General features: G+C 61.9%; 22 protein-coding genes. 8 read left to right on the top strand and 14 right to left on the bottom strand.

Going from position 1 to position 24128, the window contains the following annotated elements; all coding sequences use genetic code 11:
- Positions 1-9: 9 nt before the first annotated feature.
- The 4 genes from ACMGG5_RS08685 to ACMGG5_RS08670 all read right to left on the bottom strand — a co-directional run bounded on the left by ACMGG5_RS08685 (position 10) and on the right by ACMGG5_RS08670 (position 2959).
- Positions 10-705, bottom strand: a complete 696-nt coding sequence (locus tag ACMGG5_RS08685; protein WP_420277742.1) for an ArsR/SmtB family transcription factor — start codon at positions 703-705, stop codon at positions 10-12.
- Complete coding sequence (locus tag ACMGG5_RS08680; protein ID WP_420277741.1) at positions 698-1075, bottom strand: amino acid-binding protein; 378 nt, start codon at positions 1073-1075, stop codon at positions 698-700. The genes ACMGG5_RS08685 and ACMGG5_RS08680 overlap by 8 nt, the downstream gene beginning before the upstream one ends.
- Positions 1068-1391 (bottom strand): antibiotic biosynthesis monooxygenase family protein, encoded by a 324-nt coding sequence (locus ACMGG5_RS08675; RefSeq protein ID WP_126545533.1) that lies wholly within the window; start codon positions 1389-1391, stop codon positions 1068-1070. Before ACMGG5_RS08675 ends, ACMGG5_RS08680 begins: the two co-directional genes overlap by 8 nt.
- 152 nt (positions 1392-1543) lie before the next feature.
- The gene (locus ACMGG5_RS08670; RefSeq protein ID WP_420277740.1) at positions 1544-2959 is read right to left on the bottom strand and encodes an aldehyde dehydrogenase family protein; all 1416 of its coding nucleotides are present in this window, start codon (positions 2957-2959) and stop codon (positions 1544-1546) included.
- Positions 2960-3059: 100 nt separating this feature from the next.
- Between ACMGG5_RS08670 and ACMGG5_RS08665 the strand changes: the two genes are divergently transcribed.
- The gene (locus ACMGG5_RS08665) at positions 3060-3962 is read left to right on the top strand and encodes a LysR family transcriptional regulator (protein WP_420277739.1); all 903 of its coding nucleotides are present in this window, start codon (positions 3060-3062) and stop codon (positions 3960-3962) included.
- Here the strand turns inward: ACMGG5_RS08665 and ACMGG5_RS08660 are convergent.
- Positions 3949-4428: a carboxymuconolactone decarboxylase family protein gene (locus ACMGG5_RS08660; RefSeq protein WP_024909883.1), complete on the bottom strand. Its 480-nt coding sequence runs from the start codon at positions 4426-4428 to the stop codon at positions 3949-3951. The genes ACMGG5_RS08665 and ACMGG5_RS08660 overlap by 14 nt on opposite strands.
- Positions 4429-4529: 101 nt before the next feature.
- On the opposite strand from ACMGG5_RS08660, the gene ACMGG5_RS08655 reads away from it, so the two are divergent.
- The gene (locus tag ACMGG5_RS08655) at positions 4530-5918 is read left to right on the top strand and encodes a PLP-dependent aminotransferase family protein (RefSeq protein WP_420277738.1); all 1389 of its coding nucleotides are present in this window, start codon (positions 4530-4532) and stop codon (positions 5916-5918) included.
- A gap of 40 nt (positions 5919-5958) precedes the next feature.
- On the opposite strand, the gene ACMGG5_RS08650 is transcribed toward ACMGG5_RS08655, so the two are convergent.
- Positions 5959-6120 carry a DUF1127 domain-containing protein gene (locus ACMGG5_RS08650; RefSeq protein ID WP_032645487.1) on the bottom strand — a complete coding sequence of 54 codons (162 nt, stop codon included), beginning with the start codon at positions 6118-6120 and terminating at the stop codon, positions 5959-5961.
- A 176-nt stretch (positions 6121-6296) separates the two neighbouring features.
- On the opposite strand from ACMGG5_RS08650, the gene ACMGG5_RS08645 reads away from it, so the two are divergent.
- Positions 6297-7715 carry a PLP-dependent aminotransferase family protein gene (locus ACMGG5_RS08645; RefSeq protein WP_024909502.1) on the top strand — a complete coding sequence of 473 codons (1419 nt, stop codon included), beginning with the start codon at positions 6297-6299 and terminating at the stop codon, positions 7713-7715.
- Positions 7716-7775: 60 nt separating this feature from the next.
- Here ACMGG5_RS08645 and ACMGG5_RS08640 read toward each other — a convergent pair whose 3' ends face one another.
- Together ACMGG5_RS08640 and ACMGG5_RS08635 are read right to left on the bottom strand one after the other, a co-directional pair.
- The gene (locus ACMGG5_RS08640) at positions 7776-8897 is read right to left on the bottom strand and encodes a cupin domain-containing protein (protein ID WP_248272793.1); all 1122 of its coding nucleotides are present in this window, start codon (positions 8895-8897) and stop codon (positions 7776-7778) included.
- A gap of 135 nt (positions 8898-9032) precedes the next feature.
- Positions 9033-9635 carry an ATP-dependent Clp protease proteolytic subunit gene (locus ACMGG5_RS08635; RefSeq protein ID WP_024909504.1) on the bottom strand — a complete coding sequence of 201 codons (603 nt, stop codon included), beginning with the start codon at positions 9633-9635 and terminating at the stop codon, positions 9033-9035.
- A 283-nt stretch (positions 9636-9918) separates the two neighbouring features.
- On the opposite strand from ACMGG5_RS08635, the gene ACMGG5_RS08630 reads away from it, so the two are divergent.
- On the top strand, positions 9919-10536 hold the full coding sequence (locus ACMGG5_RS08630) for a response regulator transcription factor (RefSeq protein ID WP_032649964.1): 618 nt from the start codon (positions 9919-9921) through the stop codon (positions 10534-10536).
- Positions 10537-10539: 3 nt separating this feature from the next.
- On the opposite strand, the gene ACMGG5_RS08625 is transcribed toward ACMGG5_RS08630, so the two are convergent.
- From ACMGG5_RS08625 to ACMGG5_RS08605, 5 genes are all read right to left on the bottom strand, one after another.
- Positions 10540-16122 (bottom strand): trifunctional serine/threonine-protein kinase/ATP-binding protein/sensor histidine kinase, encoded by a 5583-nt coding sequence (locus ACMGG5_RS08625; RefSeq protein WP_420277737.1) that lies wholly within the window; start codon positions 16120-16122, stop codon positions 10540-10542.
- Between the two features lie 9 nt (positions 16123-16131).
- Complete coding sequence (locus ACMGG5_RS08620; RefSeq protein ID WP_008501346.1) at positions 16132-16512, bottom strand: response regulator transcription factor; 381 nt, start codon at positions 16510-16512, stop codon at positions 16132-16134.
- Between the two features lie 20 nt (positions 16513-16532).
- Positions 16533-16796, bottom strand: a complete 264-nt coding sequence (locus tag ACMGG5_RS08615) for a XapX domain-containing protein (RefSeq protein WP_024909507.1) — start codon at positions 16794-16796, stop codon at positions 16533-16535.
- The gene (locus tag ACMGG5_RS08610; RefSeq protein WP_024909508.1) at positions 16793-17014 is read right to left on the bottom strand and encodes a DUF1427 family protein; all 222 of its coding nucleotides are present in this window, start codon (positions 17012-17014) and stop codon (positions 16793-16795) included. The genes ACMGG5_RS08615 and ACMGG5_RS08610 overlap by 4 nt, the downstream gene beginning before the upstream one ends.
- A 61-nt stretch (positions 17015-17075) precedes the next feature.
- Positions 17076-17762 carry a hydrolase gene (locus ACMGG5_RS08605; RefSeq protein ID WP_008501349.1) on the bottom strand — a complete coding sequence of 229 codons (687 nt, stop codon included), beginning with the start codon at positions 17760-17762 and terminating at the stop codon, positions 17076-17078.
- A gap of 218 nt (positions 17763-17980) precedes the next feature.
- Here ACMGG5_RS08605 and ACMGG5_RS08600 point away from each other — a divergent pair, with 218 nt between their 5' ends.
- Genes ACMGG5_RS08600 through ACMGG5_RS08585 form a run of 4 tightly spaced genes read left to right on the top strand, consistent with a single transcriptional unit; the run spans position 17981 to position 22727 of the window.
- Entirely contained in the window at positions 17981-19852 is a 1872-nt protein-coding gene (locus ACMGG5_RS08600) for an amidohydrolase (RefSeq protein ID WP_420277736.1), read from the top strand.
- Positions 19852-20259: a DoxX family protein gene (locus ACMGG5_RS08595; protein WP_420277735.1), complete on the top strand. Its 408-nt coding sequence runs from the start codon at positions 19852-19854 to the stop codon at positions 20257-20259. Before ACMGG5_RS08600 ends, ACMGG5_RS08595 begins: the two co-directional genes overlap by 1 nt.
- Entirely contained in the window at positions 20256-21875 is a 1620-nt protein-coding gene (locus ACMGG5_RS08590; RefSeq protein ID WP_024909511.1) for an MFS transporter, read from the top strand. Before ACMGG5_RS08595 ends, ACMGG5_RS08590 begins: the two co-directional genes overlap by 4 nt.
- A 30-nt stretch (positions 21876-21905) precedes the next feature.
- A complete protein-coding gene (locus tag ACMGG5_RS08585; protein ID WP_420277734.1) occupies positions 21906-22727 on the top strand; it encodes an alpha/beta fold hydrolase in 822 nt (273 codons plus the stop codon).
- Here ACMGG5_RS08585 and ACMGG5_RS08580 read toward each other — a convergent pair.
- Positions 22690-24111, bottom strand: coding sequence for an MFS transporter (locus ACMGG5_RS08580; protein WP_111964152.1), 1422 nt, complete (start codon positions 24109-24111; stop codon positions 22690-22692). The two genes, ACMGG5_RS08585 and ACMGG5_RS08580, sit on opposite strands and share 38 nt — an antisense overlap.
- Between the last annotated feature and the right edge of the window lie 17 nt (positions 24112-24128).

The following is a 24128-nucleotide window of genomic DNA, read 5'->3' as shown; positions in this document are numbered from 1 at the left end:
CAGCGGCGTTTAGCGGCTAAAATGCTTCCTGACGGCACTTTTCCCCGATGCCGTCACCACCACCTCCCGATACCCCGCCACCCGCTGGATCCAGCCTTTATTTTCCAGATGATCGAGCAGCAACGCGCCGGCTTCTCCGCCCAGGTGAAACCGCCGCTCGCTCCAGTCCAGGCAGGCGCAGCAGGCCTTCCGGCGCGGATGCGCGCTTAACGAAATGCCGAGCGTCAGGAACTGCTCCCGGCCATAGAGTGTCAACGCTGAACCGTCAGCCTCCAGCCAGCCTTCCGCCTGCATGAAATCATAAATCTGCACCGCCACCGCGCCTGCGAGATGGTCATAGCAGGTCCGGGCTTCACGCATGGCTTTCGGCGCGCTGGTTTCCGGCGGGGTAATGCGGCTCCAGGAGAGCCCCATCATCTGCTCCACCAGCGCCGCCACGTCGTGCCCGGCAAGACGATAATAGCGATGCCGCCCTTGCGACAGGCAGGTAATCAGTTGCCCTTCAACCAGCCGGGAGAGATGCCCGCTGGCGGTCGACGGCGCAACGTCAGCCGCCGCGCTCAGTTCGGTGGCCGTCCACGCCCGTCCGTCCATCAGGGCACAGAGCATCTTCACGCGCGACGGATCGGCGATTGCCGCCGCCACCGCGGCAATCGCCTTTTCCAGCAACGCGCTGTTGTCAGGGGGTAAACTCGTCTTAAGCATGGGCCGCCCAGGGTTCGGTGATCTCAGCGGCCAGCTTATCATTATCCGTCAGCAGAATAAGGTGATTCGCATGGTCGCTGTACTGGGTCAGGATAGACACACCGCGTGCCGCCAGCGCCGCCGCTATCTCGCCCAGCTCGCCAGGGCGCTCTTGCTTAAGTTTTCTGATCACCGGCTTTCGCACCGCCTGCACGATAAACCCGGCGTCGAGCAGCACGCGTCGCGCTTTTTCCCCGTCTTCCATCAGGAAATGGGCATGTGTACCAAATACGCCACCGCCCTCCAGCCCCACGCCGTTGCGGCCCAGCAGCTGTCCAAAGCGCGCCAGCTCACCCGGGATATCGCGAAAAATGACATGAACGTCATACATCGGCATGCCCTCCGGTTTCAGAGGTATATTCCCGCACGACCTGCGCCACCCGAATGCGGTAGTACGCAAAAATCGACTCCCGCCCTTCGGCCTGCGCCGCCTGATGAAAGACGTTCTGCTTCCAGCGGCGGACGGCCTCTTCATCCCGCCACCAGGAAAGGGAGAGGATTTTGCCGTCGGTGGTCAGGCTCTGGAACCGCTCGATATCAATAAAGCCGTCGATGTCGGCCAGCAGCGGCTTAAGTTCGGCGGCCAGCTGGAGATAGCGCGCCTGATGAGCGGGCTCGGCTTTAGCTTCGAAAAGGACTGCGATCATGATGGTCTCTCCGTTGTGATGTTGGGGAGAGAATGCAGGATGGAAAAGTACGATGCTTCGGCAAGGAGCGAAGTGTTGTGCCGGATGGCGCTGCGCTTATCCGGCCTACGGGCTCATGTAGGCCCGGTAAGCGCAGCGCCACCGGGCAGGTTTTATCCCACAATCGACCGCGGCTCCATAAACGCCCGGATCCCCCACTCGCCCATCTCGCGCCCCAAACCGGAGTGCTTAAACCCGCCGAACGGCGCCTTCGGTTCATGGGCCAGGGTGTTCACCAGCACGCGACCGGAAACAATCTGCTGCGCCACGCGTCGCGCGCGGTCCACATCGCCGCCCAGCACCATCGCGCTCAGGCCGTAGTCGGTGTCGTTGGCAATGGCGATCGCCTCCGCCTCGTCCTGATAAGGGATTACGCACAGCACCGGGCCGAAGATCTCGTCGCGGGCAACGGTCATCCAGTTGTTCACGTCGGCAAACAGCGTCGGACGCACGAACCAGCCGTCCTGCGTGCCGTCCGGTCGTCCTTCACCGCCCGCCAGCAGGCGTGCCCCCTCTTCGAGGCCTTTACGGATATAGCCCTGCACCCGCAGCCACTGCTTCTCGCTGACCATCGGGCCGACGTCAGTCGCACTGTTGCGCGGGTCGCCGGATTTCACCGCCGCCACGGCCTGCGCCAGCGCGGTTTCGATCTCCGCCTTGAGCGAGTAAGGCACCAGAATGCGCGTTCCGGCCACGCACGCCTGCCCGCTGTTCATAAACCCGGCCTGGATCACCAGCGGGATCGCCTGCGCGAGATCCACATCATCCAGCAGGATCGTCGGCGATTTACCGCCCAACTCCAGCGTTACGCGCTTAAAGCTTTCCGCCGCGTTGCGCAGGATCGCCTTGCCGGTATTCGTGGAACCGGTGAACGAGATTTTTGCCACGTCCGGATGACAGCTAATCGTTTCGCCGACCGTCTCGCCGCGTCCGGTGACGATATTAAATACCCCTGGCGGTAATTCAGCATCGCGCAGCGCTTCAGTGACAATCTGCGTTTGCAGGGCGCTCATTTCGCTCGGCTTGATCACCGCCGTGCAGCCCGCGGCGAGCGCGGCCGCCAGTTTGCCGCAGATAAACCCGGCATCGCTGTTCCACGGCGTAATCAGCCCGGCCACGCCGAGCGGCGTCATCTGCACCGTGGCTGCGCCCGCGGGGGTGACGAATTCAAACGCCTCCAGCGCCTCGATAGCCTGAGCAATCACCTCTGCCGGATAGCTGGCCATCCACGCCGAGCGCGAGGTGGGCGCGCCGTACTCTTCAATGACCGCTTCCAGCAGATCGTCGTGGCGAGCGGCCACGGCGGCGTGCATGCGCTTCAGCGCCGCGATGCGTTCCTGCTTTGTGGTCTGCGACCACGCCGGAAACGCCGCTTTCGCCGCCGCAATGGCGCGCGCTGCGTCGACCTCATCCGCCAGACGAACCTGGCCGATGACCCGCGCCGTCGCCGGGTTGTACAAATCAAACCACTCGGTGCCGTGCGGGGTAATAAATTCGCCGTTAATAAAGATCTGTTCGATGGTGTGCATATAAACCTCCTCAGGCTGTGTGAGCACAGTCTGGCACGGCTTCTCCGTTGCGATAATCCACGCTATGCTGCAAGGGTTGTTTCGATTTTCAGGATAATCTATGCATCGTTCAGGTCTGACAGAGCTGGAAGTGGTGATGGCGGTGGTGCGGCGCGGCAGCTTTCGCGGCGCGGCGCAGGAGCTGGGCATCTCCGCCACGGCGGTCAGCAACGCCATCGCCGGGCTGGAGAGCCGCCTTGAGACGCGACTTTTCAACCGCACCACCCGCAGCGTGGCGCTTACCGACGCCGGACAGCGCTACGTGGCGCGTATCGGCCCTGCCCTGCAGGAGATCCGTCTCGCCGGGGAAGAGATCCACAGCGACACCGGAGAACCCGCCGGCACGCTGCGTCTGAACGTGCCGAACCATATCGGCACCCTGTTTCTGGACCAGCTGCTGATCGACTTTATGATCCGCTACCCGAAGATGCGCGTAGAGACCGTCAGCGAAGCGCGAATGATCGACATCGTCGCGGAAGGCTATGACGCGGGGATCCGCCTTGAGGAGTCTGTGCCGCAGGACATGATTGCCGTGCCGCTGACCGCTGAGATCCGCCAGCTGGTCACCGCCACGCCGGACTATTTCGCCCGTCACGGCATACCCGAGACGCCGGACGATCTGCTTTCACATCAGGGGATCGGCATGCGCATGGCCCACGGCGGGATCTACCGCTGGGAGCTGGCGCGTCGGGGTGAAACGTACGCCCTTGCCGTACCGCCGCGTTTTGCGACGTCCGATCTTTTTGCCTCGATCCGCGCCGTGAAAGCGGGGTTAGGGGTGGGATTTTTACCGGAACTGTATATCCGTGAAGAGCTTGAGCGTGGAGAACTGATGAGCGTCCTAAACGACTGGGCGCAGCCGTTTGCCGGGCTGCGCCTGTACTACCCCGGCCATCGCCACGTCCCGCCGGGACTGCGGGCGCTGGTGGCGATGGTCCGCGAGCGCGGGATTATTCCAGGTTAGCCTTATTCAGCCCGTACGCCGCATCCAGCGCGCCGGGTTCCATGCGGGAGGTGATCCCCAGACGGTTCCAGGCGTTGATCGCCACGATAGCGAAGTTCAGCTCTGAAATCTCCACGTCCGAGAAGTGCTCCGCCACGCTGCGGTAGAGCGCATCGCTGACACCGTGAACGCCAATCTGGGTCAGCGCTTCGGTGAAGGCCAGCGCCGCTTTCTCACGGGCGCTGAACAGCGGGGACTCGCGCCAGGCCGCCAGATGGTACAGGCGCAGTTCGCGCTCGCCGGCGATTTTCGCCTCTTTTGAGTGCATATCCAGACAGAACGTACAGCCGTTCAGCTGCGACACGCGAATGTCGATCAGGTGTTTCAGCGCCGGGTCGATGGAGGTTTTTGCTACCTCCATGCTCAGGGCAGACAGCGCGTTGGCGAGGGCAGGTGTAACTTTATGGTGGTTAACGCGAGTGCTCATGGTCTTTCCTCTTTTTGTGCGGCATGTGCCGTGCGATGAGGCAAATCTACGCCGTTCATGACATAGTAAAAAGATACAAAAAGCGTGAAATGAGGTAGGACATGAAGCCGGGCTATCACGAGATTTATTCCCGCTACCGCGACAACATCATGCGCGGCGTGCTGAAGCCGGGCGACAGGGTGCCAGCCATCCGCGTGCTGGCGGAAGAGCTGAAGGTGGCGCGTAAAACCGTCGAAACGGCGTACGCCATTCTGACGGGTGAAGGGTATCTGGTGAGCCAGGGCGCGCGCGGCACGCGGGTTAACCCGGACTTACTGTTGCCGGATAAGACTGCCCCTGCGGAGCAGCCCACCGGCACGCTTCCGGCATCGCTCATCAGCCAGCGCGAGCGGGCCGGGTTTCTGCGCCCCGGCATCCCTGCCCTCGACAGTTTCCCGTATAAAAAGTGGCTGCTGCTGGCGGGCCAGGCGACGCGGGCCATGCGTCAGGAGGAGATGCTCAACCCGCCCGTTCTGGGCTGGTATCCGCTGCGCCAGGCCATTGCCAGCTACCTCAACATCTCGCGCGGGCTGTCCTGCAGCGCCGAACAGGTGCTGATCACCAGCGGCTACAGCGGTAGCCTGCGGCTGATCCTCGACACCCTTGCCAGCCGCAGCGACAAGGTGGTGTTTGAAGATCCTGGCTATTTTATGGGCCAGCAGCTGCTCAAGCGGATCGTGCCGCGCCTGCACACGGTGCCGGTCGACCGTTCAGGTATCGATACGGACTACCTGCTGCGTCACCATCGCGACGCCCGTTTTGCCATCGTCACCCCGTCGCACCAGAGCCCGCTGGCGGTCACGCTCTCCCTGCCGCGTAAACAGCAGCTGCTCGACTGGGCCAGCCAGAACGAGGCGTGGATTATCGAAGACGATTACGACGGGGAGTTTCACTACACCCGCAAGGTGCTGCCGTCGCTGAAAAGCCTCGACCATCACGACCGGGTGATTTTTATGGGCACCTTCAGCAAAACCATCATGCCGTCGCTGCGCATGGGCTACGTGGTCATGCCCGCCAGCACCGTCGGGGCCTTTACCGACTGCGCGGACATCACCACCAGCGGCCAGCCGGTGCTGACGCAAAAGATCCTCACCGCGTTTCTCAACGAAGGGCACTTTTTCCGTCACCTGAAAAAGATGCGCGCGCTGTATCAGACCCGCCGCGACTGGATGATTGCCGCCCTGCGCAAGGTGTATGGCGATCTGTTTTTCACCGAGCAAAACGACGGCGGGATGCATATCGTGGCGTTCCTGACCAAAGGAAGCCGTGACCGGGAAGTGGCGCGCTGCTGGCAGGAACAGCAGCTGCAGGTCAATGCGCTTTCGGAGTGGTATCGCGGTTCCGGGAAGCGCTACGGGCTGGTGATGGGCTATAACAACGTGCGGTCGTACGAAGAGGCGGTGGCGCTGCTGGAAAGGCCGAAGCGGCAGACGTTTGCGCTGTTGCGCTGAACATCGCCGGGTGGAGGCTTCGCCTTACCCGGCCTACGGTTTAAATATCATTGCGGGACAACCCAACGTCCTTGAGCTGCTCGTCGCTCATCTGGCTCAATATGCGGCGGGTACGGTTGATGCGATACCAGTTGCAGATCGTTTTCCCGATCCAGACGAACACAATAAACGGACGTTTTGAACGATTCTCGTAGAATTCCATGATGCTCTCCTCACTGTGTCAGTGGGGTTATCATCCCGGAAATACACCCGTGCAATACAGATGCAAAAACACCTTTTGTTTAACATACAGATCCGCTAAAACAGTATCTGCATGGCAATTTTCGCTGCAATCTGTACTGGTTTTATAATCTGTATGGTGAAAACAAAGGATACAGCATGACACGCTACCAACATCTGGCCAATCTTCTGGCTGAACGCATTGAGCAAGGGCTGTATCGCAGCGGCGAACGTCTGCCGTCGGTGCGCACGCTGAGTCAGGAGCACGGCGTGAGCATCAGCACCATACAGCAGGCCTACCAGATCCTCGAAAACCTCCAGCTGATCACGCCTCAGCCGCGCTCCGGCTATTTTGTCTCACCGCGAAAAGCCCAGCCGCCCGTCCCGGCGATGACGCGCCCGGTGCAGCGCCCCGTGGACGTTACCCAGTGGGATGAGGTGATGATGCTGCTGGACGCCCGCGCCGACAAAGAGATGATCTCCTTTGGCGGCGGTTCGCCGGACATTAACCAGCCGAGCCTGAAGCCCCTGTGGCGCGAGATGAGCCGCATTGCGCAGCATAATCCCGGCGAGATGCTGAGCTATGACGTGCTCGACGGGCGCCTGGAGCTGCGTGAGCAGATCGCCCGCCTGATGCTCGACGGCGGCTCCACCGTCTCGGCAAGCGACATTGTCATTACCAACGGCTGCCACGGCGCGCTGTCTATCGCCCTGCTCTCGGTGTGTAAACCGGGGGATATCGTGGCGGTGGAATCGCCGTCGTTTCACGGCACCATGCAGATGCTGCGCGGGTTTGACATCAAGGCAATTGAAATTCCTACCGATCCCGAGACCGGGATCAGTATCGAAGCGTTAGAGCTGGCAATGGAGCAGTGGCCGATCAAGGCGGTGATCCTGGTGCCCAACTGCAATAACCCACTCGGGTTTATCATGCCGGAGGCGCGGAAAAAGCAGGTGCTGGCCCTCGCCCAGCGGCACGATATCGTGATTGTCGAGGATGACATTTACGGCGAGCTGGCGGCGGAGTATCCGCGCCCGCGCACCATTCATTCGATGGATATCGACGGCCGCGTGATCCTCTGCAGCTCGTTTACCAAAACCGTGGCGCCAGGCCTGCGCGTCGGCTGGATTGTGCCGGGACGCTACTACGACCGGGTGATGCACATGAAATACGCCGCGGGCGGGTTTAACGTGCCGGGAACGCAGATGGCGGTGGCGGCGTTTATTCGCGACGGGCATTACCATCGCCACGTGCGCCGTATGCGCCAGATTTATCAGCAGAATATGGAAACCTACACCTGCTGGGTGCGGCAGTATTTTCCGGCAGAGATTTGCGTCACGCGCCCGCAGGGGAGCTTCCTGCTGTGGATTGAGCTGCCGGAGAAGGTCGATATGGTGTGCGTCAGCAAGCAGCTGTGCCGGCTGAAAATCCAGGCCGCGGCCGGGTCGCTGTTTTCCGCCTCCGGGAAGTACCGCAACTGCCTGCGGATCAACGTGGCGCTGCCGCCGACGGACAAAAATCGCGAGGCGCTGAAGAAGCTGGGCGAAGCGATTGTGATTGCGATGGAGGAGGGCTAGTGCGGCCTGATGCCCTCACCCCGACCCTCTCCCACAGGGAGAGGGAGAAACCGTGCCGCACTACTCGTCGAAGTACCAGTACCCCTGGTTAATCAGCCCGGTGAGCTCCTCGACAAACGCCGGGTTTTTCAGCGCATCGCCCAGCTCGGCCTGACCGAGTTCGGTGAAGCGGCACAGCGCATCCGCCGCCTTCGCGTCAACCGTCTCCAGCTGTTCGCTGTTGATGAAGAAGCTGCCGTTGATGTTCAGCACGCGCAGGCCGCTCAGGCGAGACAGCGTTTCGCCGCCCTGCAGCGCGTCCAGCACCTCTTCCGGCGCGTACGGCGGCTCGGCGGCGGCGATATCCAGCTCGTGGCGCGGCGTGGAGACAAAGCTGCCGAACCATTTTGTGAAATCATCGGGTTTGCTAATCATGTCGATCATCATCTGACAAATGCGATCGAGCTCGTACTGCTCGACGCGGCCAGGATGTTCACGACAGGTCAGATCCGGATCGCTGTAGTGCTCGCCGCCCAGATCGTTTTCCAGCGCGTAATCGGCGAAGCTGCTGATCAGATCGCGACCGTTTGGCCCGCGGAAGCCGACGGAGTAGTTGAGTGCCGTTTCATGGGTAAAACCGTCATGCGGGAATCCAGGCGGAATGTAGAGGATATCGCCCGGGGCCAGGTCTTCGTCAATGATCGGCTCGAACGGATCCACATGCAGCAGCGCCGGATGCGGGCAGAACTGACGCATCGGCAGCTTGTCACCCACGCGCCAGCGGCGGCTGCCCATCCCCTGAATGATAAACACGTCGTACTGATCGATATGCGGACCCACGCCGCCGCCCGGCACGGAGAAGGAGATCATCAGATCGTCCAGACGCCAGTCCGGCAGGACGCGGAACGGACGCACCAGTTCCGCCGCGGGCATATGCCAGTGGTTCACCGCCTGCGCCAGCAGCGACCAGCCGGTTTCGCCCAGATCGTCAAAGTGCTCAAACGGGCCGTTGCTGGCCTGCCATTTGCCGTTGAAATGGCTCACCAGACGGCTATCGACCTCCGGCTCCATCGCCAGCCCAGCCAGCTCGTCCGGGGTAATCGGGTCGACAAAGTTCGGGAAGGCATTTTTCAGCACGACGGGTTGTTTTTGCCAGTATTTCTCAAGAAATTCCGGCCATTTCAGGTTCAGTTGATACGCCATGGGTAGCACCAGTGAGAAGGGAAACAGGCGCGATTATAGGCAAGAAGGCAGAGGGGGAACTTGTCATGGGTCAAACCCGCACGTGTAGGTCGGGTAAGGCGAAGCCGCCACCCGACACAAACACGCCGCGAAAACTTAATCCAGCTTCAGCTCGTCATAGTGGGTAATCAGTTTACCCACGATGCCGTAGTCCAGCGCTTCCGCCGGGGACATCCAGAAGTTGCGGTCGGTGTCTTTTTTCACTTTTTCCAGCGGCTGGCCGGTAGCGTCGGCGATCAGCTTGTTCACGCGATCCAGCATGCGGATGATCTCACGCGCTTCGATCTCAATATCGGTCGCCTGACCGCGCACGCCGCCCAGCGGCTGGTGGATCATGAAGCGGGTATTTGGCAGCGAGTAGCGGTGCTCTTTTTTCGCAGCCAGGAAGATGGTGATCCCGGCGCTCGCGACCCAGCCGGTGCCGATCACGTGCACTTCCGGGCGAATGAATTTGATGAAGTCGTGGATGGTGTCGCCCGCTTCCACGTGACCGCCCTGGCTGTTGATGTACAGCTTGATCGGATCGTTGCTGACGCTTTGCAGCAGGATCATCTGGGTGATCACTTTCTGCGCCAGCTCCTGGTTGATCTCACCGGAAATCACAATCGAACGAGACTCCAGCAGTTTTTGCTGCAGAGCGCCCGCGCCGTTTGACCCTTCAGCCTTTTCCTTGTCGCTTTCTTTCAGTGTGTAGTGCATTGTTATGTCCTCAGCATTTAGCGCTCAAAACCAGAGTGTAGCCTGTTTTACCGATCAAAGTCCTCACCGGCAAATCACGAGGGAGCTCATTCACATTACCCATGTTGCACGCGTTTCGTTCTTTCACCGCCCCCGCCCGGATCGCTATACTTCATATGATTATCATATTGTTAAATGATAATTATATTTAATGTGTTAAGATGAAAGTCAGCATAAACAGTCCCTTACGTCACTCCTGGGGCTGTTTGCATCCTCGACATGTAAAACAGCACCGGGGCGGTGAATGGAACACATTGTGTATGTGGTTGATGACGATGACGCAGTCAGACAGTCCGTGATCGGGCTGCTGGAATCCGCAGACTTAAACGCCATCGGCTTTTCATCGGCAGAAGCGTTTCTTCAGCACCGCTTTGAAGAGCTCCCTTCGTGCGTGGTCCTCGATATGCAGATGCCCACCATCTCCGGTTTTGATGTAGCAGATGCCCTCAAGGACAGCGGGCGCGAGATCCCGATTATTTTTCTCACCGGCCACGGCACCATCCCGATGTCGGTGCGCGCCATTAAAGGCGGCGCTTACGAATTTCTCACCAAGCCTGTCGAATCCACCGCGCTTATCGACGCCATTGAGTCCGCGCTGCAGCTGGCGGAAAACAACGCCGAGCGCAATAAAGAGCACTACGCCCTGAAGCAGCGCCATCTCTCCCTCACGCCGCGCGAACACGAGGTGCTCACGCTGGCGATAAGCGGCATGCTGAACAAGCAGATTGCCGCCGAGCTGGGCGTCAGCGAGATCACGGTGAAAGTGCACCGCCGCCGCGTAATGGAGAAAATGCAGGTGCGCTCCGTGGCAGAGCTGGTCAGGGCCGTTGAGCGCCTGACCAAAAGCCAGCCTGCGGAGTAACGTTTACCCTTCCTGTACCGCCAGCGGCAGCGCAAAGGCAAATACCGTGCCGTAAGGCTCCCGGCGGCGCGCGCTCAGCTTCCCGCAGTGGCGCTCAATGATGCTGGCGCTGATGGTCAGCCCCATCCCCATTCCCTGTGGCTTGGTGGAGTAGAACGAGTCAAAAATCTGCTCCAGCCGCTCGGGCTCAATGCCGCTCCCGGTATCGGCGATCTCAACGATCGCTTTCCCGTCCGCGTTGCTGGTGCTGAGGGTGATGGTGCAGGCCCGATCCTTCACCTCGGCCATCGCCTCAACGGCGTTCATCACCAGGTTAAGCAGCACCTGCTGGATCTGCACGCTATCGCCGGTGATAAAGCTGTCCTGCGCCTTCAACAGGTAATCAACGCTAATGTGTCGCTGCTCCAGCTCGCTGCGGGAGAGCGCGATGATATGGTGGATCAGATAGTGCAGATCGATGCGCGAGAAGGTGGGATCCTGCTTGCGGGTCAGGGACTGGATGCTGCGAATGATCTCCCCCGCCCGCGCGCCTTCCGCGGCGATCTCTTCCAGCCCTTCCCGCACTTTATCCAGCCGGGCCGGCTCCCGGCTGAGCCAGCGCAGGCTCGCTCCGGCGTTAGAGACGATCGACATCAGCGGCTGGTTGATCTCGTGGGCGATGGAGGAGGTCAGCTGCCCGACGGTGGTGGCGCGGGACACCCTCGCCAGATCCGCCTGCGCCACCCGCATGGCATCCTCCGCGGCGCGCTGGCTGGTGATATCGGTGATGATGCCGTAATACTCGTTCACCTCGCTGCCCACGCCCACCGGATCGCCAATCCCGAGGATATAGCGCGTTGAACCGTCGGTACGCTTGACCCGAAACTCCGCGCGCATGGAGAGCCCTTCGCGCACGCTCTGCGTGACGATGGCGCTGATGCGGGCGTAGTCGTCTTCATGAACGAAGGTCAAAAACTCCGCCATGGAGATCATCTTTTGCTGCTCGGGCAGGCCGAGGATGCGGGCGTACTCCTCCGAGACAAACATCAGATCCTGCTCCAGCTCCCAGCGCCAGCTGCCGGTGTGGCTGATCTGCTCGCCCAGCATCAGCGAGGTCTGGCTGGCGCGCAGCTCTTTTTCCACCCGACGGCGCTGGATGTTCTCCCCCAGCAGCTCGGCGTACAGCCGCGCCGTCTCCAGGGACACCGCGGCCTGCGCCCCCAGCAGGCTCACCACGCGAGAATGCTCGGCGGTGAAGACTTCCGGCATCAGGCGGTTTTCCAGGTAGAGCACGCCCACCAGCCGCGCCTGTTTGAACATCGGGACGCACATGACGGCCGCCCCCGAGGTCACCAGATAGGGATCCTGACTGAAGGGGTGAAACTCCTCCGGCTTACCGGTGCGGATCTCCTGCCCGGTGCGGATCACCGCCGCCAGCACCGACAGGGGCATGTCGGTCGCCGTCGGCACGTCCTTTAGGATCCGCACCCGCACGCCTTCGGTGCTGGTCCAGGCGCTGGCCTCGATCTCCGGGATCAGGTTATCGCTCACGCGAAGCAGCAGACCGCGCTGCGCCCCGGCGCGTTCGAGGAGGATCGTCATCAGGTTTTCGATTAAGCGCTCGAGGTTGATCTCTTCCGACAGCGCGCGGGAGGCTTTGATGACGCTCTGCAGATCGCGGATGGTCTCGTTCTGGGCGAAGGCCACCGTGTCATAGGCGCTCGCCTGCCCGGAGGCCAGCAGATGCGGGAAATCCTGCTCCAGCTGGCGCACCTTGGCCTGCGCGCCCGCCCGCCCCCAGGCGGCAATTGCGCCACGGAAGTGTGCGTCCGAGGCGGTTGGATAGCCGCAGGCCAGCGCAAAGCGGCCCGCCAGCTCGTGGGCCAGGGCATTGATCGCATTAAACCCGCCCTCGCGGGAGAGCCGGACCGCCTTCTCATACTGCTCAAGCGCGATGCTGTTCATCCCGTCCAGACGCACGATTTCGGCGTAGATCAGCGCCTCTTTATCCGCGAACGTGCCGGGATTAATGCGCGCCCAGAGAGCGATTTTGTCGTAGTGGGCGTGAATGCTGCGACGGTGGTTCGCCGAGAAGGTCTCCGGCGTCAGCTGACGGGAAAGCGCCAGGGCGCTGTAAAGATGGTAATCCAGCAGATGGATGTGCCCCGGCGCAGACCACGCGTACCACCCCGCCATCTCGAGATCCGCCTGCGCGTCGGCATACTCGCCGCAGGTAAAGTGCGCCATGCCGCGGTAGAGCCAGTACCAGAACAGCATGGTGGAGGTCTGCTCCGGTGCCTGCTCCGGCGACGCGGGCAGCAGCGCCTCCGGCAGCACCTGCGATGCGGTCCAGGTGCCGATAACCGGCGTGCGCAGGAACTCTACGTAGCCGCGCTGGACCATCAAAATGGTCTCCACGTCCTGGAAGTGGGTTTTACGCACGAACGCCAGGCCGCGATCGATGCTGGTCAGCACCCCGTCCAGGTGATCGCCCCGGGAGAGGAAGTTAATGACCTGGTGGCAGGCCGCAAAGCAGGCCATCGTCATATCCCCGTGGGTCACCGCCGAGGTAAAGCAGGCCTTCGCGCATTCGATGGTAAACGATAAAGGCTGGGTCCAGACGCTGAGCTGGTCGAGCGGCAGCAGGGTTTTGGCTTCGAACGCGTCGTAGCCGTGGCGATTGACCAGCTCGCGGGCCAGGGTGCCGTACTGGAAGCCGAGGCGATACTCGGCGTAGCGGTGGCCCATCAGCACGCCAAACCAGGCCATCGCCGTGGTGGAGGCGCCGGTAATACCGTGGTCGAGCGTCAGGTGCATCATGCGGCAAAGCAGCAAAAAGTGCAGGCGCGGACAGATGAAGCTGGCGCAAATGCTGGCGCTGTAGAGCAGGTTCATCACCGCTTCGGTTTCCGGGTTATCCATCCGCGAGAGCGGGGCAAACAGGGTTTGCGGCGCGTCGCCCGCGCGATTACAGAAGTGTTCCCAGGCCTCGTCGCAGTCGGCATCTTCCGGATAGCGGCCGATCTGAATACCGAATACCCCCAGCCAGCAGAGCGCCGCCTCCAGCGCCAGACGGCTATCCGACTGGCGAATGTACACTTCCACCAGCAGATTGGCCGCCAGCGCCTTTTCGGTCAGCCCGCCGGGGCAGCCGAGAATGGCGTCACACAGCTCGCGGGTGCGCTCCAGGTGCCCCAGCGCAAACTCGCAGCCCGCCTCTTCGATATCGAGCATAAAGTCTGACACCGTCCCGGCGTTGCCCAGCGCTCGGGCAGTCTGGATATAGCTCAGCGCCGAAAGGTAATCCCCCGAACGCTTCGCGCGTCGCGCGGCCAGCAGGCTCAGCTCGCGGAACATCTGGCGCTGCGGGGCGGGCTGGATGCTGTCCAGCGCGGCCGTGACGTGATGTACGGCGCGGAACAGCAGCTCGTTCCCCGCCGCCTGCCGCGCGGCGTCGGCCAGCAGGCTGGCGGTGGTCAGATGAAGATGGCTTTTCTCATGCCGATCCAGCAGCGCAAAGGCGGCCTCCTGCACCCGGTCGTGGGTGAAGGAGTACGCTTTTTCCGTCAGCACGATCAGCTGCGCCATGACCGCCGGATGCAGCGCGTAGCGCATTTCCGCCATCGATATACCGACCACGCGGCAGATCATCTCCATTTCGCCCGTGCCGCCGAGGCAGGCAAGGCTACCCAGCAGGCGACGCGTCTCGTCGGGCAACTCTTCCAGCTTCTCCAGCACCAGGGTGACGACGTTTTCGGTGTAATGCCGGGCGCGGATGGCCTGCAGATCGTAGTGCCACTTGTCCTGATATTTGTTGTGCACCACCAGCCCGTCATCGACGATGCGGCGGAAAAATTCGTGTACAAAGAGCGGGTTGCCCCCGGTCTTTTCATGGATCAGCGTGGCGAGGTCGGTCGTCGCCGTGCTGCGGGTGCGAAATACCGTCCCCAGCCAGCGGGACACGGCTTTGACCGACAGCGCCTGCGGGACAATTTCGCTCGCGTGCTGTGCCGCCTCCGGCAGGCTCGCCAGTTGCTGTTGCAGCGTGGGTTCGGACAGCGAACCGATATCGCGATGAGCGACCACCACCAGCAGCGGGATCGCGCCGCAGTTCACCAGCAGATAGTTGAGCGTATGCAGGCTGGCGGCGTCGCTCCACTGGAGATCGTCGAGCACCAGCACCAGCGGGCAGCCCTGCGAGGCAAAGGTTTTCACCAACGCCAGCACCATATGGCTGAAGCGCGCCCGGGCATCAATGGAAAACGTATCCGCCGGGAAGCGCGGTTTGCGCTCAAGCAGCAGGCCCAGCTCGGGCACGAGGCTCACGGCCAGCGCCTCGTGTCCTTCCAGGGCGCGAGAAAGACGGATTTTCCACTTCGCCACCTCGTCCGCCGGCAGGCCCAGCAGGTGCAGGGTCAGGGGGCGGAATGCGGAGCTTAATACGCCGTAGGGCAACGACGGTGAAAACTGATCCACTTTGCCCACCGCCAGCAGCACCGTACGCTGCTGGAGCGTTTTTAACGCCGTCGCAATGATGGAGGATTTGCCGATCCCCGACGGCCCGCCGATGGTCACCAGCTCCGGCACGCGGTTCTGCCCCACCCGCTCAAACGCGGCAATGACGTCATTCGCCTGCGGATGCGTCGCGAACAGCGAGTCCGCCAGAAGAATAGCCGGGGTGCGGTCCTGCTGGCCGGGGGTAAAGGCAACGATCTCGCCCTCACCGGTCAACGTCGCCTGGCAGCGGCGGAGGTCGGCAATCAGCCCGTCAACCGTCTGGTAGCGGTTATCGGGGTGCTTCTCCAGTAGCTTCAGGATGATGGTCGACAGCATTCCCGGCACGTCCGGGCGTATCGCATCCGGGGCCAGCGGCGCCGAGGCAATATGGTAGTGCGCCCAGTTGGTCCGATCATCCTCCCCCCGTTCAAACGGCAGGCGTCCGGTCAGCAGTTCATACATCACCACGCCGAGGCTGTAGAGATCGCTGCGGCCATCGACAGGGCGATGGGTGCGGGAGGTGTGCTCCGGGGACATATACGCCGGCGTGCCGCCTGAAACGGCAAGCCGGGTCTGCGCGAAGGCGCCGGAGAGGCTGCATGAAAGGCCAAAGCTGCCCAGACGGCAGGTGGCATCGTGATGAACAAAAATATTGCCGGGCTTGATATCGCCGTGGATCAGGTTTTGCAGATGCATCTGGCGCAGAGGAACGCAGATCTGGATCGCCAGCTCGATAAAGCGCGCGATCCCCGAGATCGCCCTGCCCGCGCGCCGCGCCAGCAGCTCAAACGAAAACGGGGCGTACACCAGCGCGAAGCGTCCCCGATACTGGGTGGACGCGACGGCGCGAATGGCCCAGCTGTCCTGCAGCGCGTCACGCAGCGCAAACTCGTTTTTCAGCAGCCGGGTGGCCCGCTCTTCCTCTTCGTCGCTGACCGCGGTGGCAATAATAAACGAGCCGCCGGAATGAGGATGTCGCGCGTGCATCCAGGCAATTCCGCCCTCCTGCGCCAGCACGGTAAAAATCACATCCTCTTTAAGGACAAAAACCCGCCCCTGGTGAAGATTCCCCTGGGCGGGCCAGAATGCAGGCTGCTCGTGTTCGTTCATCCGCGATCCTTATTGTCGGCGGGCCAGCTCCCGCTGAATATGATCCAGCAGAATATCGATGTTAATCGGCTTACGCAAAAAAGCAGCGGCGCCCAGACCGAGAGCGTACCGCTGCATATTTTCATCTGCATGACCGGAGATAAAGAGCACGGGCGGAGGCGGTACGGCCAGCAGCCGCAGCTTGTCAAACAGCTCAAGGCCGCTCATGCCCCGGAGCTTGATATCGGTGATCACCAGCGCCGCGCCGGACAGGGCAAGCGGATGGCTCAGAAATACCTCTGCCGAATCAAACGTGTCGGTTGAATAGCCTTCCGACTCCAGGAGATTACTCAACCCGCTGCGGACGGAACGTTCGTCATCAATGATGGCAATGCGCCACGGCAGCGTCATGCTGTTTTTCCTCTAACCAGTCATTTAACGTCGCGAGGGTCCTTCGCGGGCGCAGGGGGCGCCGTGCCGCTGATTTTCGGTACGCATTCGTGACGAAACCAGGCGAGGGTGAGCGGTTCGCGACTCAGTAAACGTCGTCCCACCGGGATGAGCTGTTCGCCCACCAGCATGCCAAACAGGCCAAGCAGGGCGACAACCGGCGGTGCCGGGGAATGGACGTCGAGCAGAGCGTAAATTACCCCAGCAACCACGCCGCACACCAGCGAAATTATCCATGCTTTCATGATGACGCTCCCGTCTGCGATGCCGCCTGCGGAACGGTCACCTGAGGAGGAGGCGCGCCGTCGCGGGATAAAAGATGGCGCGTCGCCTGTTCACCCGCCAGCATCCCCAGCAGACCAATCAGCGCCAGCGCGGGCGGCGCGGGGGAGCGCACCTTCAGCACGGCATACATCAGGCCAATCAACACGCCTGCCGCAAGGGATATCAGCCCAGTACTCATCGTGAACTCCAGAGAAAGAGGCAGCGGCGAGCCGGATGAGGGACCAGCCCGCCGACGGGACTTAGCGAGCCGGGACCGGCGCTAAGGTGCGGTGCTCGCTCTTCTGGCGAGACGGCGCTTTGTGCACCATGGTGTAGGCGTAATCCACGCCCATGCCGTACGCGCCGGAATGCTCGCGCACGATGTCCATCACCGCGGTGTAGGTCTCTTTACGCGCCCAGTCGCGCTGCCACTCCAGCATCACCTGCTGCCAGGTCACCGGGATCACGCCCGCCTGGATCATGCGCTGCATCGCGTAGTCGTGGGCTTCTTTGGAGGTGCCGCCGGACGCGTCCGCCACCATATAAATTTCGTAGTCGCCTTCCAGCATCGCGCACAGGGCAAAGCTGTTGTTGCACACTTCGGTCCACAGACCGGCAACCACGACCTTCTTCTTGCCGTTGGCCTTCAGCGCGTCGCGCACTTTCTGGTCGTCCCAGGAGTTCATGGAGGTACGCTCCAGAATGTCCTGACCCGGGAACACGTCCAGCAGTTCCGGATAGGTATTACCGGAGAAGCTTTCGGTCTCTACGGTGGTGATGATGGTCGGGATGTTGAACACCTTAGCCGCTTTCGCCAGCGCCACGGTGTTGTTTTTCAGCACCTGGCGGTCAATCGACTGCACGCCAAACGCCATCTGTGGCTGGTGATCGATAAAGATGATCTGACAGTTCGCAGGGGTTAACACTTCGAGCTTTGAAGAGGTCATAGCATTTTCCAGTGGTTAAGGGTAGAAATCGCCGCGAGTGCCACGACGATAAAGTCGCCCTCATCCTGCGGCTTTCCTTCTCCGCGCGTAATTATCTCTTCGTATAGTTAACCTTAGGTATAGTTATACTTTGGTATACCTATCCTATTGTATAACTGGATCTTTGCCGAAACCGGTTCCCATAATCCTGACCATTCCCCTCTCAGTCAGGAGCAGTTATGGATACCCCAGGTAAAGCCGATCTCATTCTGGTTAACGGCCAGTTTCACACCGTCGATCGCGAAAACCCCGTCGCGGAAGCCGTTGCCGTGCGCGACGGAAAATTTCTGGAAGTGGGTACCGTCGCCGAGGTGATGCAGCACCACGGCGACGGCACCAAAGTGGTGGATTTGAAAGGCCACACCGCCATCCCCGGCCTCAACGACTCGCACCTGCATCTGATCCGCGGCGGGCTGAACTACAACCTCGAGCTGCGCTGGGAAGGCGTGCCGTCCCTGGCCGACGCCCTGCGGATGCTGAAAGAGCAGGCTCTGCGCACCCCGTCGCCCCAGTGGGTGCGCGTGGTGGGCGGCTGGACCGAGTTCCAGTTTGCCGAGCGCCGCATGCCAACCCTGGACGAAATTAACGACGCGGCACCGGATACCCCGGTCTTCATCCTGCACCTGTACGACCGCGCCCTGCTCAACCGCGCCGCGCTGAAGGTGGTCGGCTACACCAAAGACACGCCAAACCCGCCGGGCGGGGAGATCCAGCGCGACGCCAACGGCAACCCGACCGGGATGCTGATTGCCCGTCCGAACGCCATGATCCTCTACGCCACGCTGGCCAAAGGGCCGAAGCTGCCGCTGGAGCAGCAGGTCAACTCCACCCGCCAGTTCATGCGCGAGCTCAACCGTCTGGGGCTGACCAGCGCCATCGACGCGGGCGGCGGCTTCCAGAACTACCCGGAAGATTACGAGGTGATCGCCGAGCTGCACGCGAAAAAGCAGATGACCATCCGCATCGCCTACAACCTCTTTACCCAGCGCCCGGGCCACGAGCTGGAAGACTTTGAAAAATGGACCGACATGCTTACGCCCGGCCAGGGCAGCGACTTCTTCCGCCACAACGGCGCGGGCGAGATGCTGGTCTTCTCCGCCGCCGATTTTGAAGACTTCCTCGAACCGCGCCCGGATCTCGCGCCGGGCATGGAGGACGAGCTGGAGCGCGTGGTACGCCATCTGGTGGAGCACCGCTGGCCGTTCCGCCTGCACGCCACCTATAACGAATCCATCAGCCGCATGCTGGATGTCTTCGAGAAGGTGAACCGCGACATACCGTTCAACGGCCTGCACTGGTTCTTCGACCATGCGGAAACCGTGTCACAGGCCAACATCGACCGCATTAAAGAACTCGGCGGCGGCATTGCCGTCCAGCACCGCATGGCTTTCCAGGGCGAGTACTTTGCCGAGCGTTACGGCATCGAAGCCACCCGCCACACGCCGCCGGTGGCGAAAATGCTCGAGACCGGCGTACCGGTGGGCTTAGGGACGGACGCCACCCGCGTGGCAAGCTACAACCCGTGGACCGCGCTCTACTGGCTGGTCTCCGGCCGCACCGTCGGCGGGATGCAGATGTACGATCACAGCGCCCGTCTGGACCGCGATACCGCCCTGATGCTCTGGACCCAGGGCAGCGCGTGGTTCTCCAGCGAGCAGAACCAGAAGGGGCAGATTAAAGTCGGCCAGCTCGCCGACCTGGCGGTGCTGAGCAAAGACTACTTCCGCGTGCCGGAAGAGGAGATCAAGGGCATCGAGTCCGTTCTCACGGTGGTCAACGGCGATATCGTTTACGCCGCGGGCAACTTTGGCCCGCTCGCGCCGCCGGCCATCCCGGTTCTGCCCGAGTGGTCCCCGGTGGTGAAGGTGCCGGGCCACTACCGCAGCGCGCCGCCGCAGGCCGTACGCGTGGGTATGAGCGCCGTCCACCACTGCAGCGGGCCGTGCGGGGTTCACAGCCACCAGCATGACTTCGCCCGCACGTCAGCGATGCCGGTGTCCGACGATAACGCTTTCTGGGGGGCGCTGGGCTGCAGCTGCTTTGCATTCTGATGAAAAACACCACTATGCCGCCCCGGATCGACCTGGGGCTGTTCTTCCTGCGCCTGACCGGCAGCCTGCTGCTGCTCTACGTGCACGGCCTGCCGAAGGTGCTGCACTTCAGCGCAGAGCTGACGCGCATTGAAGATCCGTTCGGCTTCGGGCCTTACGCCAGCCTGATCCCGGCGATTGTCGCCGAGGTGATCTGCCCACTGTTGATCGTTGCGGGCGTCTACACCCGCCTGGCGTGCCTGCCGATTATCGCCGTGCTGCTGGTGGCGATGCTGGCGGTCCACCCGAACTGGTCGATTGCCGAAGGGCAGTTTGGCTGGCTGCTGCTGATTATCTTCACCACTCTCGCTCTCACCGGGCCGGGCCAGTGGCGGCTGCAGCGTAAGGCAACGGAGAGGTTCGCATGACCCAGGTTAACGACGTTCGCGACGCACACGTCGAGACGACGCCCGCACCGACGGTTTCACCCTGGCAGCCGCTGAGCCAGCCGGTGTTCCGCATGCTGTGGATCGCCACGGTGGTCTCTAACGTCGGCTCATGGATGAGCGACGTCGGCATCAACTGGAGCATGCTGACCCTGAGCGCCGACCCGCTGGATATCGCGCTGGTGCAGGCGGCCAGCAGCCTGCCGATGTTCCTCTTCGCCCTGCCGTCCGGGGTGATGGCGGACATCGTTGACCGACGTAAATACCTGCTCTTCTCCCAGCTGTGGGTGTTCATCGCCGCCGCCGGGCTGACGGCGCTCTCCTTCACCGGACACGTCACCCCGACCGTGCTGCTGGTGGCGACGTTTCTGCTGAGCGTGGGGGCGGCGATGAGCTCGCCGCCGTTCCAGGCCGTGGTGCCCGATCTGGTGAGCAAGCCGGAGCTGGGCGCCGCCGTGGCGCTGAACTCGCTCGGGGTGAACATCAGCCGGGCGATTGGCCCCGCGCTGGGTGGTTTCCTGCTGTCGCTCGCCGGGCCGTGGATGGTGTTTGCCCTGAACGCGCTGTCCGTGGTGGGCGTGGCGTGGGTACTGTGGCGCTGGCGTCCGGCCCCGTCCATTCAGCGTCTGCCGCCGGAGCACTTCTTCTCAGCGGTGCGCACCGGCATCCGCTACGTCCACGCCGCCCCGGTGCTGCGCAACGTGCTGGTGCGTACCGTGGCGTTCTTTGTCTTTGGCAGCGCGGGCTGGGCGCTGCTGCCGCTGGTGGCGCGCCGCGAGCTGGGCCTGGGCCCGGCGGGCTACGGCGTGATGCTGGCGTGCATTGGCCTGGGGGCGATTGCCGGGGCCATCCTGCTGCCGCGCCTGCGCCAGCGGCTGAACGCCGACCGGCTGATGGTGGCCGCGAGCCTGGTCTTTGCCCTCACGATGCTGGCGCTGGCGTTTGTGCGCCACGTCTGGCTGCTCAACCTGTTTGAGTTCTTCACCGGCTTCGCGTGGATTGCGGTGCTCTCGACGCTGAACCTCGGCGCGCAGCGCAGCGCCGCCCGCTGGGTGAAGGCCCGCGCGCTGGCGGTCTACCTGACGGTATTCTTCGGCTCGATGACCACGGGCAGCGCCATCTGGGGGCAGATAGCCTCCCGGTTCGGCACCCCTACCGCGCTGGTTGTCGCCACGCTGGGCATGGTGCTGGCAAGCGCCACCGTATTCCGCTGGAAGCTGGAGAAAGACCCGGAATTAAACCTCGACCTGAGCGGTCAGCCGCTGGACGGCGTGGAGATCGACCTGCCGAACGAGCGCGGCCCGGTGCTGGTCTCGCACGAGTACATCATCGACCCGCACAACGCAAAAGCCTTCCTGGAGGCGGTACACGAGCTGCGCCGGGTGCGACGCCGCGCCGGGGCGATGAGCTGGGCGGTGTACGAGGATATTGAGCGCCCCGGCCTGTTTATCGAGACCTTCCTGATGGGCTCCTGGATTGAGCATCTGCGCCAGCAGGAGCGCCACACCATGAATGACCTCCTGCTACAGAGCCGCGTTCTGGCTTTTCATCAGGGCACAACATCACCGGCAATTCGTTATCTGGTCGCGCCGGTATAACCCTAACCATCACCTGCACAGGAACACACTATGGCAACGTTTAAGGCAAAAGACGGCACGCAGATTTACTACAAAGAAGGCGGCGCGGGCAAACCGGTTCTCTTCAGCCACGGCTGGCCGCTGGACGGCGACATGTGGGACAGCCAGCTGAACTACCTGGCCGAGCGCGGCTTCCGCGCCATCGCCTTTGACCGTCGCGGCTTTGGCCGCTCGGATCAGCCGTGGAACGGTTACGACTACGACACCTTTGCGTCCGACATCAACGACCTGATCACCACCCTGGACCTCCAGGACGTGACGCTGGTGGGCTTCTCCATGGGCGGCGGCGACGTGACCCGCTACATCAACAACTACGGCAGCGCGCGCGTGGCCGGTCTGGCGCTGCTGGGCGCGGTCACGCCAATCTTTGGTAAATCTGAGACCTTCCCGCAGGGTGTGGATCAGAGCGTGTTCGACGACATTCGCGACGGACTGCGTAAAGATCGCGCCCAGTTCATCAGCGACTTCGCCACCCCGTTCTACGGCACCAACGCCGGACAGACCGTTTCCGCCGGTGCCCTGACGCAGACGCTGAACATCGCCCTGCTGGCCTCCCTGAAGGGTACCATCGACTGCGTGACCGCCTTCGGCGAAACCGACTTCCGCCCGGATATGGCGAAAATCGATGTGCCGACGCTGGTGATCCACGGCAGCAACGACCAGATCGTGCCGTTTGAAAGCACCGGCAAGCTGGCGGCAGAGATGATCAAAAACGCCACGCTGAAGGTGTACGACAACGCGCCGCACGGCTTCGCGCTGACCCACCAGGACCAGCTTAACGAAGATCTGCTGGCGTTTGTGAAGTCGCTGTAATTTTCTGTAGGCCGGGTAAGGCGCAGCCGCCACCCGGCGCTTTCGCAGACGCGTTCCGCTCCGCCAGCAGCCGACAAATCTCCGCGTGCTTCTCCTCGGTAAAGGTAAAGCGCGACATAAAGCCCATGCGGATCAGCGAGCCTATTGCCGGCAGCAGGCAAATCCCGAAGAACAGCCCCGACAGCACGCTCTCGCTCTGAATTTGCGCCTGCGGCACGTAGCCAATCATCGTCAGAAACACCCCGATTAGCCCGCCGCCCACCGCCACCGACATCTTGCCGGTAAAGGTCTGCCCGGAGAAGGTGATCGCCGCGCAGCGCTTGTGGGTGTGGTACTCCGCGTACTCGATGGTGTCGGCAATCATCGACGAGGTGAGGATGTTGGTCATCATCACGAACAGCGTGCTCAGGCCGAGGAGAATAAACAGCATCGTCACCTGCTGATAGCCGACAAACCACATCACCACGCGCACCGCCACGTCCAGCCCGCAGAGGATCATAAACAGCTTCCGCTTCTGCATCCGGCGCGTCAGCATCGGGGCGACCAGGCACAGCACCGCCGCGACAATCCCCATCACGCCAATCGCCATCTGCAGGCTGCCGTCGCCCAGATTGTTGATAAAGAAGTAGATATAGAGACCGCCCGCCACGTTGTGGAACACGCAGAAGAAGAACGACAGCAGGACGATAAACAGCGGCTTGTTCTGGCGCAGGTTGTGGAAGGTGTCGCGGATGGTCACCTTTTCCGGGCTCGGCGGCACGCGCTCTTTGATCTGCATGAAGCCGTTAAGCATCAGCGGCAGGCCCACCAGCATCATCACCAGCGCCGCCATAAAGTAGCCTTTGTCATTACTGTACTGGGCGAAATAGGCCGCCAGCTTCGGGAAGAAGATGTTGGCGCAGGCAATCCCGGCGTTCACCCCGAGCATCGCCGCCGTCACCGCGCGGGTGCGCTGCCCGGAGTCGTTGGTCATTACCGACGACATCGACCAGAACGGGATATCGGAGATGGCGTACAGCGTCCCCCACAGGATGTAGGTCACCCCGGCGTAGAGGATTTTGGTGGTCATGTCCGCTTCGATTTTATAGAACGACAGCAGCGTGACGCCGGTGATCAGCAGCGGGGCGATAAGCAAAAAGTGGCGAAACTTGCCGAACCGGCTATTAATGGTATCCATAATGCTGGCAAACAGCGGATCGTGAACCGCGTCCCACGCGCGGGCAATCAGGAAGATGGTGCTCGCCGCCAGTGCCGAGATCCCCAGCACGTCGGTGTAAAAATAGTTAATAAACGAACCCACTAAACCAAAGCTAAAACACTGACCTAAACCATAACCAAAATAAGACCACAGCTCGCGAGACGGTATTTTCATTGTCGTTGCCATTGTTATATGCCTGCCTG

This window comes from Enterobacter sp. BNK-34 (genome assembly GCF_048684445.1).
GTDB lineage: Bacteria > Pseudomonadota > Gammaproteobacteria > Enterobacterales > Enterobacteriaceae > Enterobacter > Enterobacter pseudoroggenkampii.
Note: the sequence above shows the minus strand (reverse complement) of the source record. Positions and strands in the feature narration are given on the sequence as shown.